This window comes from Bifidobacterium rousetti (genome assembly GCF_008698235.1).
Taxonomy (GTDB): domain Bacteria; phylum Actinomycetota; class Actinomycetes; order Actinomycetales; family Bifidobacteriaceae; genus Bifidobacterium; species Bifidobacterium rousetti.
Window position 1 is genome coordinate 80,750 of record NZ_PEBH01000003.1, and the last position, 15,113, is coordinate 95,862.

Below are 15,113 nucleotides of genomic sequence, written 5' to 3' on the forward strand. Positions count from 1 at the left end.
CCCACGACACCGACCAAGCCGGTCCAATTTGGATGGGGCCAATCCGCACATTCTTCACCCATCCAATCGCAATCCGATCGCGATGGACGGCCGTACGGTCCGGCCGCGCGGTCCGGCCGCACGGTCCGGCCGCACGATTCAGCCGACGGTGTTGCCGTACACCTGGGCCTGAAGGTCCTTGCGGGAGGTCTCGAGCTTGGTGATCTCGCCCAGCAGCGCGATCTTCTCCTCGCCGTCCGGGAGCATCGCCATGCGGCGGCGGGCGGCGCCAATGCGTCGCATCATCCCCATGTCGAGCAGCTTGGCGAGCAGTTCGCTGGCGTACTGCGTCTCGGCCTTGGTCGGCGGGCGCAGTTGGGCGTCGGCGGAGTCCGACCCGCCGGAGGCGCCCGACGCGTTACCCGACATATCGGACGCATCCGCCCCCGGACCGGAACCCGCGCCCGCGCCTGCCCGTCCCGCCGATGGCAACGGCAGCGGCATCACCGCCAGCTCGTTGATGACCGGTTCGAGCATCGGGCCGCCCGCCTTGGTCAGGTTGTGCATCCACAGGCCCTGCGGGGTGTCGTTCGACGGCAATCCCCCGGCCGCGGCGATCGCCTGATACAGCGTGCGGAACACCGGCGTCATGAAGTTCGCGAGCGTCAGCGCGCCGAACCAGTTCGCGTCGATCGCGCGCGGCACCTGAATCAGCATCGCCATGAACTGCTGCTCGGCGATGAACACGGCGTCGTCGATACGGAAATACGTCTGCTCAGTCGCGTCGCGATGCTCAAGCGCGCGCCGACGCGCCGGATTCGCGTACGGGTTCTCCCCCGGTTCGAGACGCGGCTCGCTCCGGTCGAAGGATGCGCCGCCGAACCCGCGACGGCGCGCATACGCATCGTCATCACGCACATGCAACTGGCGTCGCGCGGCGTTCACCTCACGGCGCATCACGTCCAGATCCACGCCGATGCGACGTGTGGTCTTGCGCGTGTACATGTCGAGCAGCGAACGGTCGCGGATCTGCGCGACCAGCGGCGCCACCGCCTTGACCGCGCCCATCTGTCCGGTCGTGTACGTGGTGTCGAAACGGCCGATCGCCGCGTCGATGACGAAATCGTACAGGGGCTTCGCGTTCGCGACCAGCGAGCGCACCGCCTCGTCGCCGCGTTCGATGCGCAGATCGCACGGGTCGAGGTTGTCGTCGGCGACCGCGACGAACGTCTGCGTGAGGAACGCCGAATCAAGGCCGAACGCATGCAGCGCCGCCTTCTGCCCTGCCGCGTCGCCGTCGAACGTGAACACGATGCGCGAACTCAGCGGCTGCCCCTCGACCTTCAACGGCCCCACCAGCTGGACCGCGCCGAGCGAGTCGTCGGCGATCAGACGGCGCACGATCTTCGCGTGCTCGGCGCCGAACGCGGTGCCGCACGTCGCGATCGCCGTATCCACGCCGGCCAGATGCATCGCCATCACATCCGTATAGCCTTCGACGATGACGGCCTGACGCTTTTTGACGATCGCCTTCTTCGCCAGATCGATGCCGTACAGCACCTGCGTCTTGCGGTAGAGCGCCGTATCCGGCGTGTTGATGTACTTCGCGGCGATCTGGTCGTCCTCATACAGCTTGCGCGCGCCGAAACCGAGCGTGCGCCCGGTCGAATCGCGGATCGGCCAGGTGACGCGCCCGCGGAAGTAGTCGTAGACGCCGCGATGGCCCTGACGGGCGAGCCCCGCGTCGAGCATCTCCTGCTGCGTGAAACCCTTCGACGCCAAGTGGCGCACGAGATTGTCCCAGCCCTGCGGCGCGTACCCGCAGCCGAAGCGCTCGCAGTCGGCCTGGCTGAACGTGCGCCCGCCGAGCAGCTTGCGCGCGGCGAGCGCCTCCTTGGTCATGATCTGCGAGACGAAGAAGCGCTGCGCCTCCTCGTTCGCCTCGATGAGTCGGGCGCGCTTCGACCCGGCGTGCTCGGGCCTGCCGGTGCCGGAGTTCTCGTAGTGCAGTTCGATGTGGTACTTGTCGGCGAGCAGCTGGACCGCCTCGCGGAAATCGATGTTCTCCTGCTGCTCGACGAACTTGAACACGTCGCCGCCGAGGCCGCAACCGAAGCAGTGCCATACGCCGAGCGCCGGACGCACGTTGAAGCTGCCGGTCTTCTCGTCGTGGAACGGGCACAGGCCGACGTAGGTGCCGGTGCCGGAGGGTTTCAGCGTGACCGAGGCCGATACGATGTCATACAGGTCCGCGGCGGCGCGCACCTTCTCCACGTCTTCCTTCTTGATCATTCCGGCCATAGCTTCCTACCTTAGCAAGATGGTTCGGCCGGTGAGAAACGCCGTCAGCACAGGATCGAGTGGAGGGCGAGGGCGGAGGCGTCGGTGAGGGAGGCGACCTGGTCGACGGCGACGCGCAGGCGCTCGTTGTCGTTGGAGGCCATGTCCCAGTCCTCGAGGAACTGGCTTTCGAGCACGTCGGAGGGGCGGGGCGAGTCGGCCATGAGCACGTCGATCAGGTCCTCGACGATTCTGCGCTCCTCGATGTGCAGCGGCTCATGCTCGCGTGGGGCCATCACGAAGTAGACGGCGATGCCCTTCAGGGCGACGATCTCGTACGCGGTGTCGTCGGGGATGACGACGCTGGCCGAATAGCGGGTCAGGGGGCCGGGGCCGTACGTGTCGCGCGTGGCCTCCTCGACGCTCCATGCGAACCTGCCGATCAGGTCGGAGGTGATGTTCTTCAGCTGGGCGAGGGCGGAACGCGAGCCATTGAAGTGCATCGGGAACATGTCGAGACGCTGGAGTCTGCGGAACGCGGCGAGCAGACGGTCGGGATCCCACTTGTCGCCGTACCAGTCGCGCGTCGCCTCGACGATGTGGTCGAGCACGCGCGGGTCGGTCAGGACGATCGGCTCGAACGCGCCGGTCGCGATCGCGTCCTCGACGTCGTGCACGGAGTAGGCGATGTCGTCCGCGAGGTCCATGACCTGGCATTCCATCGGCTTGGTGGCTTCCGGAGCCCCGATCTTGAGCCAGCGGAAGACGTCCACGTCGTCCGGGTAAACGCAGAACTTGGTGGGTTTGACGCCCTTGATCTTCGCGTATCCGGCGGCCTGGTCGAGCGTCCACGGGTATTTGACGGCGGCGTCGAGCGAAGCACGCGTGAGGTTCACGCCCGCGGACCGACCGTCGGGGTGCATGATCTTGGGCTCGAGACGGGTGAGCAGGCGCAGGGTCTGCGCGTTGCCCTCGAACCCGCCGATGTTGCGGGCGATCTCGGCGAGCGCCTTCTCGCCGTTGTGGCCGAAGGGCGGGTGGCCGAGGTCATGGGCAAGGCACGCGCAGTCGACGACGTCCGGGTCGCAGCCGAGCAGTTTGCCGATCTGCCGGCCGATCTGGGCGACCTCGAGCGTGTGCGTGAGCCGCGTGCGCGCGAAGTCGTCGGTGCCGGCGACGAGCACCTGGCTTTTGGCGCCGAGCCGCCGCAGCGCCGACGAGTGGATGAGCCGGGCGCGGTCGCGTTCGAACGCGGTGCGTGTCTTCGATTTGGGCGGTTCGACCGCCCAGCGCTCCTCGTCGAAGGCGGTGTACCCCTCGCCGCTCAGGACCGCTTCCCCATCCAGCGTCGTTTCCATGTCTCCAGCATAGGCCAAGGTGGCCGACCGACGGGGATCGCCCGAGAGAACCTGACGCTGCGAGACGCTCAGCGACGGTTTTTCTCGGGATCACCCGGGATTTCGAGAGAAACCGTCACTTGAAATGGCTCAGCGTCAGGTTCTCTCGGGATATGGGGTGATTCCGAGAGAACCTGACGCTGAGGAGAAGTGGCGGCTAAGTGGTGGCCAAGTGGCGGCCAAGTGGCGGCTATAAGACCAGGACCTATGGGGCCTCCAGGGCCTTACTCGGCCTTGGTGGCCGGAGCCGCTTCGGCCACCGGTGCCACCGCGGCGGCGCCGTTGAGCTTGGAGCGCTTGCGGCTGTAGGCGAAGTAGACCACGAGGCCAAGGCCGAACCAGACGGCGAAACGCAGCCAGGTCTCCCAGTTGAGGCCGGCGATGAGGATGAAGCAGAAGATGATCGAGATGACCGGGGTGACCGGCACGCCCGGGGCCTTGAAGCCGCGATGCGCGTCGGGCGCGGTCTTGCGCATCCACAGGATGCCGGCGGAGACGATGATGAACGCGCTCAGCGTGCCGATGTTCACCAGCTCGAACAGCACGTTGATGTTGATGAAGCCACCGGCGACAGCCGTGAGGATGCCGAAGAACCAGGTGCCCTTGAACGGGGTGCGGTACTTCTCGTGGACGTGGCCGAAGAACTCCGGGAAGAGTCCGTCGCGGCTCATCGCGTAGCAGATGCGGGACTGTCCGTACAGCTGGACGAGCATCACCGTGGTCATGCCGACGAGGGCGCCGAGGTTGACGATGAACGCCAGCCAGTTCATACCGGTGGCGAGGATCACGCCGGCGACCGGGGCGTCGATGAACTTCGCGAATTCCTTGTAGGGCACGATGCCGGTCATGATGAGCGTCATGATGATGTACAGCACGGTCGAGATGCCGAGGGAGTAGAGGATGCCTCGCGGCAGGGTCTTGTTCGGGTTGACGGTCTCCTCGGCGGAGGAGGAGACGGCGTCGAAGCCGATGAAGCTGAAGAACACGATCGAGGCGGCCGGCACGATGCCGTACGGCTGGGTGGAGCCGGGCTGGAACGTGTAGATGCCATACGGGGAGAACGGCTTCCAGTTGGCCGGGTTGATGTACCACACGGTGCACACGATGAACAGGACGATGATCACGAGCTTGATCATCACCATGATGTCGTTGGTGCGCTTGGTCTGGTTGATGCCGATCGACAGCACCCAGGTGATGAGCAGCACGATCACGAAGCCCGGCAGGTTGAAGTAGGTGGTGACGCCGGGCGTGGTGCCGTAGGCGGCGGTCAGCTCGACCGGCAGATGCAGGCCGAAGCCCTCAAGCAGCTTGTTGAAGTAGCCCGACCATCCGGCGGACACGGTGGCGGCCTGCAGCGCGTACTCCAGGATCAGATCCCAGCCGATGATGAACGCGATCAGCTCGCCGAACGCCAGATACGCGTAGGAGTAGGCCGAACCGGACACCGGGGCCATCGACGCGAACTCCGCGTAGCACAGGCCGGCGAAACCGCAGCAGACCGCGGCGAGCAGGAACGACACGGACAGGGCCGGGCCGGCGGTCAGCGCGCCCTTACCAGTCAGCACGAAGATGCCGGTGCCGATGATCGCGCCGATGCCGAGCATCGTCAGATCGAACGTGCGCATCGTACGCTTCAGAGGGGTGGATTCGGCGACAAGCTGATCCACCGTTTTCTTACGGAACAGATTCATGGTTCTTCTCTCATGAACTAGTGGAATGGGGCTTGGCCGGACGGAATTCCGGGACCCCGACACGCCTCAACGCCGGGAGTCTTGAATACGGTCGTCATTGTTGCCCCCGCGCGTTACGGGCGGGAAAACGGCAAGCGAACCGTGTGAACAGCGAGTATACGTCGAAGTGACGAGAACCGGGGCGCGACGTCTCACGATACGTTCACGATGCGGACCGCGCAATACGGACCGCACAATATGGACCACGCGATGCGGACCGACGAGCCATCGAACCGCAATGTGGTCTCCTCCACGGCCACGTCACGCACACGCGCCACAATAGGGCGTCATGACTATCAACGCAGCGAACGCCGCTCCGGCGATCGAATTCAGCAACGAACAGGGTGAGGCCAACTACGCGGCCGCACGCCGCCGCTACCCCGCGCAGGCCATCGTCGACATGAGGGTCCTGCGCGACAACATGGCGCATCTGGTGGACGTGGTGGGAGGCCCGAACTCCGGCACCGCCGTGATGGGCGTCGTCAAGGCCGACGCCTACGGCCACGGCCTGCTGCCCGCCGCGCTCGCCGCGTTGGCCGGCGGCGCGACGTGGCTCGGCACCGCGCAATCACACGAGGCGCTGCTGCTCAGGAAACTCGGCATCGGCCCCGACCGCTGCCACATCCTCACATGGGTCTACAACGGCACCGAAGTGCCGTTCGACGAGCTCATCGCGAACGACATCGACGTGTCCGTCGGCTCCCTGCCGGGCATCGACCGCGTGGCCGAGGCCGCCCGCAGGCTCGGCAGGCCGGCCCGCGTGCATGTGAAGGTCGATTCCGGCTTCGGCCGCAACGGCTTCACGCCGGCCGGCTTCGACGCCGCGCTCGCCAAGCTCGTGCCGCTCGCCAAGGAGGGCGTGCTCCACATCGTCGGCCAGTGGAGCCACCTCGCCGTGGCCGATTCGCCGGACGTGCCGGAGTTCGTCGCATCCACCGACCGTCAGGTCGAGAACTTCAAGGACTTCACCCGCCGCATGGAGGCCGCCGGCATCGCCCCCGAGATCCGCCATCTCGCGAACACCGCGGCGACGCTCGACCGCCCGGAGATCCACTTCGAGCTGACGCGCCCGGGCATCGGCCTGTACGGCTACGAGCCGGACCCGGCGATGGGCACGCCGCGCGACTGGCATCTGACCCCGGCCATGCGCCTGCAGGCGCAGCTCGGCACCGTCAAGGACGTGGAGGCCGGCCACGGCATCTCCTACGGCCGCACCTACCTGACCCCGGACGACACGTCCACGGCGATCGTGCCGATCGGCTACGCGGACGGCATCCACCGCTCCGCCTCCGGCTTCGACATGCAGGGCGCCAAGCATGTGGAGAAGCCGGGCGGACCGGTGCGCGTGATGACCGCCGACGGCCCGAAGCTCTACCGCGTCTCCGGCCGCGTGTGCATGGACCAGTTCATCCTCGACCTGCACGGTTCGGCCGCCTTGCTCGGCGTGCACGAGGGCGACACGGTCGAACTGTTCGGGCCGGGCCGCGGCGAGGAGTTCGCCGAGCCGACCGCCGACGACTGGGCCCGCGCCGCCGACACGATCAGCTACGAGATCTTCACCTGCCTGAGGAACCGCATCCCGCGCCTGTACGAGCACGCCGCCGAGGTGCTGCCGGCGGACGATCTCGCCAGGCTCGATCCGGCCACGCTACTGTAGGGCTGTAGAGACCCCGGTCACCACTCGTGGCGCTGGTAGGCGATGCGGGTGGTGTCCGTCGGGCGGTCGATCAGCTGGATCAGACCGCAGCGGGCGAACCCGTTGGTCTCGAGCACATGCTGCATGGCCCGGTTGTTGGGGTGCGTGTCGGCGCGCACGTTGCCGTAGTGCTTCAGTGCCCACATGATGCAGTCGCGCGCCGCGTGCTTGACCAGTCCGGAGGAGGCGATGCGGTGGATGGTGACGTAGGCGTCGTCGTCCAGCCACGCGCCGTCGATGTGCTTGTAGGTGGGGTCCTCGCCCGGGCACAGCGCGAACTGCGCGAGGATGCGCTCGTGGCCGTTCTGCGTGTCGACGAGCAGCATCGTGCGCTGGTTGGCGATGTCGTCCCTGACGACCTCCTCGCGCGGGAACGTGTTGCCCCATTGGGTGGGATTGCCGTTGCGGGCCATGAGTTCGCGGGCGTGCGCGTAGATCTTGAGCATCTGCGTCAGATCTCGCATGGTCGCATGGCGGAAGCGCCGGGAGGATGTATTGGAGACCACGGTTCACCTCACGGTCGGTTGAGTCGGATGGAATGGTGACTGACGGGTTACGCTACCATGTCCGCCGCACAAACCCGTGATGTCCGTTTCGGTGGGTGATCGGTTCGGCACACGGCCGGTCCGATCCGCGGCCGGTCCGATCCGCGGCCGGTCCGATCCGCGGCCGGCTCGATCCGCGGCCGGCTCAGTGCGTGGCGATCTCGTCGACCTTGGTCACGTGGCCGCCGAACTGGGCGCGCAACGCCGTGACAACCCTCAGGATGTCGTCGGCGCCGCCACGCGAGGCCTGACGCTGCCACAGGGCCGCGGCGGTGGTCGGGGTGGGCACGCCGAGTTCGAGCGCCGCCTCGACCATCCACTTGGCCTCGCCCGACTCGTTGGCGACGGCCGGCACGTCCTTCAGCTCCGGATCGTCCTTGGTGGCGTTGTCGAGCAGGTCGAGCAGCCAGCTGGCGACCACCGAACCGGTGCGCCACGAGGTCATCGTCTCGGCCGGGTTGGTCACGTACTCGCTGCGCAGCATCGTCGCGAAGCCCTCGCCGAACGCCTGCATCATGCCGTATTCGATGCCGTTGTGGACCATCTTCGCGAAATGCCCGCCGCCGACCGGGCCGGCGTGCACGAGGCCGAACTCGCCTTCGGGCTTGAGGCTTTCGAAGATCGGCAGGACGGTCTCGTAGTCCTTGTCGTCGCCGCCGATCATCAGCGCGTAGCCGCGTTCGGCGCCCCACACGCCGCCGGAGACGCCGCAGTCGAGGAACCCGATGCCCCGCTTCGCGAGCGCGGCCGCGTGATCGCGATCCTCGGTGTACTTGGAGTTGCCGCCGTCGACGACGATGTCGCCGGGCTCGAGCAGCCCGCCCAGCCGTTCGATCGTGGAGTCGGTGGGCGCGCCCGCGGGGACCATCACCCATACGACGCGGGGCGCGTCGAGCGAGGCCACCAGGGCCTCGAGCGAGTCGACGTCACGCCCGGAGTCGGGGTTCATGTCGAAGCCGACGATCTCGTGGCCGTCCTCCCTCAAGCGCCTGACCATGTTGCCGCCCATACGGCCGAGGCCGATCATACCCATCTGCATTTCGGTTGCCTTCCTGTCCTGATTGCTGAGTCGCAGCGTTGGTGCTGCGATGCGATTGACGATGTACTGACGATGCGTTGGCGATGCCGGCGGTCTCACAGGTGCAGCGCGCCGGCGACGGCGGCCGCCTCCTGCTCGGGGGTGCCGAGCCCGATGTGCGCGGCGACGTGGACCTCGTCGTCGCCCGGCTCTTCAAGGATGTCGAACTGGCTCTGGAGCATCTCCGGCTTCATGAAGTGGTTCTCGCGGGTGGACAGGCGTTCCATCACCTCGTCGAACGTACCCTTCATGTAGACGAACACGACGCCGTCGCGACGCAGCCTGTCGCGGTAGGCGCGCTTCAGCGCGGAGCAGGTGACGACGGCGGGCTCGCCGGCGGCGATGCGCTCGTCGACCCATGCGGCGAGGGTGTCGAGCCACGGCCAGCGGTCCTCGTCGGTGAGCGGGTGGCCGGCGGCCATCTTGTCGATGTTGGCCTGCGGGTGGAAGTCGTCGGCCTCGGCGTACTTCAGACCGTAGTGGTCGACGAGGTGCTCGGCGACGGTGGTCTTGCCGCAGCCGCACACACCCATGAGGACGATGATCGGCTTGGCGTGGCTGAAGTACTTGGCGGGGATGGTGTTCTCGACGATGATGCGCTCGGCGAGGGTGGGGGTGGCAGTTGCGGTGGTCATGGTGTGGTTCCTTTTGCGTGTGGAGGTTTTACGAAATACGGGGCAGGCGACTACCCCTCAGACCCGCTTCGCGGGCCAGCTCCCCTGACAAGGGGAGCCGAGGGCCTAGCCGAAGCCGAATCGGGAGTCAGACAAGGGGCACGAAGATGCTGGCGATCATGACGAGAGCGAGCACGACGAGCGAGAGCAGGCATTCGAGGACGGTCCAGGTCTTGAACGTCTCGCCGACCTCGAGGCCGAAGTACTCCTTGATGAGCCAGAATCCGGCGTCGTTGACGTGGGAGAGGAACACGGAGCCGGCGCCGATCGCGATGACGAGCAGGGCGATGGCCGGGGCGGTCACGCCCATCTGGTCGACGACGGGGCCGAGGATGCCGGCGGTGGTGATGATCGCGACGGTCGCGGATCCGGTGGCGACGCGGACGAACGCGGCGATGAGCCAGGCGACGAGGAAGATGGAGATCGAGGAGCTTTCGACGAACCTGCCGATGATGTCGCCGATGCCGGTGTCGACGAGAACGCCCTTGTATCCGCCGCCGGCGCCGACGATGAGCAGGATGCCGGCGATCGGGGGAAGCGCGGCCTTGAGGGAGTCGTTGACGGCCTTCCAGGTCATGTGGGTGGCGCGGCCGAGCACGAGCATCGCGAAGATCACGGCGACGGCGAGCGCGATGGCGGGCTTGCCGAAGAAGGCGAAGACCTGCGCGTAGAGGGCGTCGGAGCCGGCCTGGTCGGGGGCGACGATCTCGAAGATCGCGTTGCCGAGCATGAGGATCGCGGGCATGAGGATGCACAGCACGGACAGGGCGAACGGCGGCTTGGCGGTGACGGGGTTGCCGTCGGCGTCGACGCGGCCCTTGCCGGTCTCGAAGTTCTCGGGGGCGCCGACCGGGACCCACTTGGCGGCGAACTTGGAGAAGAGCGGGCCGACGAGCGCGGCGGTGATCACGGCGATCGGCAGGCCGAACATCATCGTGACGCCGACGGAGCCGTTCTTGAAGCAGCTCAGCGCGGCGAGCGGGCCTGGCTGGGGCGGCATGCAGGCGTGCATGACGGACAGGCCGGCGAGGGTGGGGATGGCGACGCGCATGAGCGGCAGCTTGGAGCGGCGTGTGATGAGGATGATGACGGGCACGAGCACGACGAGTCCGACCTCGAAGAACATCGGCAGGCCGATCAGGGCGCCGATCAGGGCCATCGTCCACGGGATCATCTTCACGGAGGTCCTCGCCAGCAGCGTGTCGACGATGGAGTCGGCGGCGCCGGTGTCCATGAGCACGCGGCCGAGCATCGCGCCGAGGCCGACGAGGATGCCGACGGAGGCCATCGTGGAGCCGAAGGTGTCGGAGAAGCTTTCGACGGTGGCGACCGGCCCGTAGCCGGAGCCGATGCCGACGACCAGCGCGGAGATGAGCAGGGAGACGAACGGGTGCAGCTTGGCGACGGTGACCAGCAGGATCAGGACGACGATGCTAGCGACCACGCTGATGCCGAGCTGGGTGCCGTTGAGCTGCACCGCGGTATCAGCCGCCGTGTTGGCCGCCGCAAGAATCATGGTATTCATAATCCATCTCTTCTTTGAGTCGTTGTATTGGATGACGACACTTTGTCAACCAATCCGTTTTGTATGTTGATATGAAATATAACGTGTTGTTTTGGATTACGCAATACCATTGCACGTCGGCGTGTCGAATATGTATGCCGTAACACACCGCCTGTGCGATACTTGTCCTATGAATACGGAGAATACGGAGGATACGGCGCGCACCGGGCAATACACCGGGCAGAGTGACGAACGCCCGCTGCACGACCGGCTGCTGGACGCATGGGGCATGGCGATCGTCGACGGCGACATCGCCCCCGGTGAGCGCCTCCCCGACCCCGACCTCGGCGGCGAGAGCCCGTCGCGCACGGTCACGCGCGAGGCGACGCGCGTGCTGGAGTCGATGGGACTGGTGAGCGTCAGGCGCAAGGCGGGCGCGACGGTCAACCCGATCCGGCAGTGGAACATGTTCGACCCGCAGGTGATCCGCTGGCGCTTGGGCGGACGCCACCGTCTGGACGCGCTGCATGAGCTGTCGCAGCTACGCTCGGCGGTCGAGCCGCTGGCCGCGCGCCTCGCCGCCACGCACGCCACGAACGAGCAGTGGGCGGCGCTGACCGAGGCCGCGATCGGCATGGTCTCGCATGCCGACCACGCCGACGGACAGGAGTACCTCGACGCCGACAGCCTGTTCCACCGCACGCTCGTGGAGGCGAGCGGGAACCTGATGATCGCCGATCTGGGCGACGTCATCGTCGCCACGCTCGAAGGGCGCACGCATCACGAGCTGATGCCGAAGACCGCGAATCAGGAGGCGCTGGACCTGCACAGCGAGGTCGCGGCGCTCGTACGCCGGGGCGACGGCATGGGCGCCGAGACGGCGATGCGGCGCATCGTCGACGAATCTGACGACGCCATCACGCGCATCGCCGAACGGGCGTAAGGCTCAGACGACCTTGCGGACGAAGGGGTCGGAGCTGATACCCTTGGCGAGGATGTCCTTGCACCACTCCTTTGCGGTGAACAGGCTGTGGTCGCGGTAGTTGCCGCAGCTTTCGATCGTCGTGGCCGGGACGTCGTCCCACGTCGCCTTGTAGGCGATGAACTCGAGCGACTCCTTCAGCGCCTTGGCGACCTCCTCGGTGGGGTGCTCGCCCCAGGTGAGCAGGTGGAAGCCGGTGCGGCAGCCGAACGGCGAGCAGTCGATGTAGCCGTCGATGCGTTCGCGCAGCAGCACGGCGATCGTGTGCTCGATCGTGTGCAGGCCCGCGGTCGGGATCGCGTTCTCGTTCGGCTGCACGAGACGCAGGTCGTAGTTGGAGATCACATCGCCGTGCGGCCCCTTCTCCGTGTCGATGTAGCGCACGTACGGCGCCTTGACCTTCGTGTGATCCAGCTGGAAGCTTTCGACGACGGGCTTCGTCGGCTTCTCGTTCGTTTCCTCAACCATGTGTCGTCCTCCATATATGTTCGTTGGAATGACGGATACCATAATAGAACGTAATCCGCTCGATGGGACGGCGAAGAGCGAAGGAAAGGGACTATGCGATTCTGCACGAACTGCGGCAAGAGGATCGAAACCGACGCGCGATTCTGCATGTACTGCGGCACACCGGTCGACCCGCCCGCCGAAACCGCCGAGCCGGCCGCACCATCCGCATACGCGGGACCGACCATCCCGACCGAACCGATCGACCTCACCAAGCCGGAGGTCCCGCCGTCGACGGAGACTTTCCGGAACAGGGGAACGGTTCCTCCGGTGCCGAATCCCCCAAGGCAGCGCATGACCGAGTACGTCCCGCGCCCCGCCTCCGCCCCTGAAGCCCGGCCCGGAGAGGCCTTGGCGGATGATCTCGCAAGCATCGCCTCGGGCACCGGACCCAATCCATATCCGATTCCGGCATCGCGAGGCGCCACGGGAACCTCTTCCGGCACACCGGCGACGCACGCGCCCTCCGCCGCATCCACTTCGAACCGCAGGCGCCGGATGCCCATCGCGGCAGCCGTCGCGGCCGTCATCGCGGCCGTGGCGCTGGTCGCGACGACCACGTTCCTCGTGACGACGGGATTCGGAAGGCAGGGCAAGGCCCCGACCTCCGCATCGTCCGACGGTCAGGGCTCATCATCGCAATCGTCGGGCAAGTCCGATCCGTCCGGTTCCGACGGCTCCGACGGCTCCGACGCCTCCTCGACGAAGCCGGACGAGGATTCGCTCTCGTCGATCACCGAACGGTATTCCTCGACCGACATGTCCGTCTCGGCGATGTTCCTCAACGCGGACGGCAGCTACGAGACCAAGGACGTGGCCAACACGGCCGCGGCGCGCACGAAGTTCGTCTCCGCCGGTCTCTATCTGCCCGTCTATCTCGCGGCGCGTTCGGACGGCGGCGATTCGCTCACCGAGGCGCGGACGATGATGTCCACGATGGACAACGGCGCCGCCAATCGGGCGATCGCCGATTTCGGCGGTTTCGAGGCGATCAACCTGTGGCTCAAGCAGCACAACTATCAGGACACCACCGTGGACCGCAACTTCGGCGACACGCAGGCCAGCGCCGCCGGATACGAGAACACCAGCTCCACGTTCGACGCGGTGCGCATGCTCGCGGCCGTGGACGCGGCCGGCGCGGCCGATCTGATGAACGTCGACATCGCCTCCGAAGGCGTGGCGGTCCCGAGCGACATGACGATTCACGCGCATCGCGGCCAAGGCATCAGGAACACATGGAACTACTTCGCGATCGTTTCCACGCCGCACGGCAAGGCGGCGGTCGCGCTGGCGACGCAGAACCAAGGCAAGGCCACGGCGGCGCAGGTCATGAGCGACGTCCTCGCCGACATCGACCAGCAGCTCACCAAGGCGGACGAATGATGGGCGAACGGCGTGGACGAGTCGGCCGTCGCGAACATCGCCACCCTCTCCGCGAACGTGTACCAAGCGTTCGAGTGGTGAGACAGCAGAGGCTGTCGGGCAGACGCGACGTCAGCCGACCAACCGTCCGAGATCGGTGATGCCGATGACCTGACCGTGGCTGGTCGCAAAGGACTCGTCTCCCCCGTAGACCACGAAACGGTTGTCCACGGGCAGGCCGAAATCCGGTGCGAGATCCTCGAGAATCTCGAACGATTTCGGCTTGAACGATGACGAGGACTTGACCTCGACAGCATACAGCGGCCGCCCGCCCTTCTCGATGATCAGGTCGATCTCCTTCTTGTTGCTGTCACGCCAGTAGAACAGCTTCGGCTCCCTGCCGAGCGCCTGATATCGTTTGACGATCTCGACCACGACCATGTTCTCATAGAGGTTGCCGCGATATTGACTGGTGAACAGTTGATCGGCCGATTCCATGCCCAACAGGTTGGCCGCCAACCCGGTGTCATAGAAATACAGCTTCGGGGCCTTGATGAGCCGTTTGCCGTAGTTGCGATGATATGGATGCAGACGGAATAGGATGAAACTGGATTCCAGCACCGACAGCCAGTCGCGAGCCGTGTCCACGCTGATGTCGCAATCGTTGGCGAGGCTCGTCAGATTGAGCACCTCGCCGACGCGCGTGGCGCACATGGTGAGGAACGTGTTGAACTCGGCGACCTTCTTCACGCCCAGTTCAGTGCGCACATCCCGGTCGATGTAGGTGGATATGTAATTCGGGAAGAAGTCCGACGGATCGATGTTCATGACGATGGGACGGGGGTAACCGCCGCGGAACATCAACTCATCGATATTCGCAGGCATATCGCCGACGGACGCAAGTTCGGCGCAGGACAACGGCAGAAGATGCAGCACCGCGACACGGCCGGCCAACGACTGCGAGACGCTCCGGGACAGCAGGAAGTTCTGGGACCCCGAAAGCACATACTGCCCGGGCATATTGCGCTCATCAACCACCGATTGCATGTAGGAGAACAATCCCGGCACACGCTGCACCTCGTCGAAGATCACCTTGGCGTCATAACGGGAGAGAAACGCCCTAGGGTCATTCTCGGCCAACGCGCGCATGTCTTCGTCCTCCAACGAAACATACCGGTACTCCGAGAACGCGCTACGCACCAACGTCGACTTCCCGCTCTGACGAGGACCCGTCACGGAGAGCACTGGGAACTTGCTCGACAAGGCGAGCATCTTGCCGGTCAAAGCCCTTGGAATCATTGCGTTCTCCCTCATCGACACATGCATAATCGGCGATCTGCATAAACCGTAACCCACGATTTACATAAAGTCTAACCCAC

At 65.9% G+C, this 15,113-nt stretch carries 12 protein-coding genes; 3 read left to right on the forward strand and 9 right to left on the reverse strand.

What is annotated here, in order from left to right:
• Nucleotides 1-138: 138 nt before the first annotated feature.
• The 3 genes from dnaG to CSQ85_RS04875 all read right to left on the reverse strand — a co-directional run bounded on the left by dnaG (nt 139) and on the right by CSQ85_RS04875 (nt 5,347).
• On the reverse strand, nt 139-2,280 hold the full coding sequence (gene dnaG, locus CSQ85_RS04865; RefSeq protein WP_150383119.1) for a DNA primase: 2,142 nt from the start codon (nt 2,278-2,280) through the stop codon (nt 139-141).
• 44 nt (nt 2,281-2,324) lie between these two features.
• On the reverse strand, nt 2,325-3,617 hold the full coding sequence (locus CSQ85_RS04870; protein ID WP_150383120.1) for a deoxyguanosinetriphosphate triphosphohydrolase: 1,293 nt from the start codon (nt 3,615-3,617) through the stop codon (nt 2,325-2,327).
• Nucleotides 3,618-3,880: 263 nt separating this feature from the next.
• Entirely contained in the window at nt 3,881-5,347 is a 1,467-nt protein-coding gene (locus tag CSQ85_RS04875; protein WP_150383121.1) for an APC family permease, read from the reverse strand.
• Between the two features lie 328 nt (nt 5,348-5,675).
• Here CSQ85_RS04875 and alr point away from each other — a divergent pair, with 328 nt between their 5' ends.
• Entirely contained in the window at nt 5,676-7,043 is a 1,368-nt protein-coding gene (alr, locus tag CSQ85_RS04880) for an alanine racemase (RefSeq protein ID WP_150383122.1), read from the forward strand.
• Nucleotides 7,044-7,060: 17 nt separating this feature from the next.
• On the opposite strand, the gene CSQ85_RS04885 is transcribed toward alr, so the two are convergent.
• The 4 genes from CSQ85_RS04885 to CSQ85_RS04900 form a co-directional block, all read right to left on the reverse strand.
• Nucleotides 7,061-7,546, reverse strand: coding sequence for a GNAT family N-acetyltransferase (locus CSQ85_RS04885; protein ID WP_181281844.1), 486 nt, complete (start codon nt 7,544-7,546; stop codon nt 7,061-7,063).
• A 226-nt stretch (nt 7,547-7,772) separates the two neighbouring features.
• Nucleotides 7,773-8,666 (reverse strand): phosphogluconate dehydrogenase (NAD(+)-dependent, decarboxylating), encoded by an 894-nt coding sequence (gene gnd / locus CSQ85_RS04890; protein WP_150383123.1) that lies wholly within the window; start codon nt 8,664-8,666, stop codon nt 7,773-7,775.
• A 95-nt stretch (nt 8,667-8,761) separates the two neighbouring features.
• Nucleotides 8,762-9,340, reverse strand: coding sequence for a gluconokinase (locus CSQ85_RS04895; RefSeq protein WP_223846846.1), 579 nt, complete (start codon nt 9,338-9,340; stop codon nt 8,762-8,764).
• A gap of 127 nt (nt 9,341-9,467) precedes the next feature.
• Nucleotides 9,468-10,904, reverse strand: a complete 1,437-nt coding sequence (locus CSQ85_RS04900) for a GntP family permease (protein ID WP_223846847.1) — start codon at nt 10,902-10,904, stop codon at nt 9,468-9,470.
• A 169-nt stretch (nt 10,905-11,073) separates the two neighbouring features.
• Here CSQ85_RS04900 and CSQ85_RS04905 point away from each other — a divergent pair, with 169 nt between their 5' ends.
• Nucleotides 11,074-11,826: a FadR/GntR family transcriptional regulator gene (locus tag CSQ85_RS04905; RefSeq protein WP_150383124.1), complete on the forward strand. Its 753-nt coding sequence runs from the start codon at nt 11,074-11,076 to the stop codon at nt 11,824-11,826.
• 3 nt (nt 11,827-11,829) lie between these two features.
• Here the strand turns inward: CSQ85_RS04905 and CSQ85_RS04910 are convergent, their stop codons facing one another.
• Nucleotides 11,830-12,333: an S-ribosylhomocysteine lyase gene (locus CSQ85_RS04910; RefSeq protein WP_043166846.1), complete on the reverse strand. Its 504-nt coding sequence runs from the start codon at nt 12,331-12,333 to the stop codon at nt 11,830-11,832.
• A 93-nt stretch (nt 12,334-12,426) separates the two neighbouring features.
• Between CSQ85_RS04910 and CSQ85_RS04915 the strand changes: the two genes are divergently transcribed.
• Nucleotides 12,427-13,755 carry a zinc-ribbon domain-containing protein gene (locus tag CSQ85_RS04915; RefSeq protein ID WP_150383242.1) on the forward strand — a complete coding sequence of 443 codons (1,329 nt, stop codon included), beginning with the start codon at nt 12,427-12,429 and terminating at the stop codon, nt 13,753-13,755.
• 111 nt (nt 13,756-13,866) lie between these two features.
• Here CSQ85_RS04915 and CSQ85_RS04920 read toward each other — a convergent pair whose 3' ends face one another.
• Nucleotides 13,867-15,048: an ATP-binding protein gene (locus CSQ85_RS04920; protein WP_223846848.1), complete on the reverse strand. Its 1,182-nt coding sequence runs from the start codon at nt 15,046-15,048 to the stop codon at nt 13,867-13,869.
• Nucleotides 15,049-15,113 lie beyond the last annotated feature (65 nt).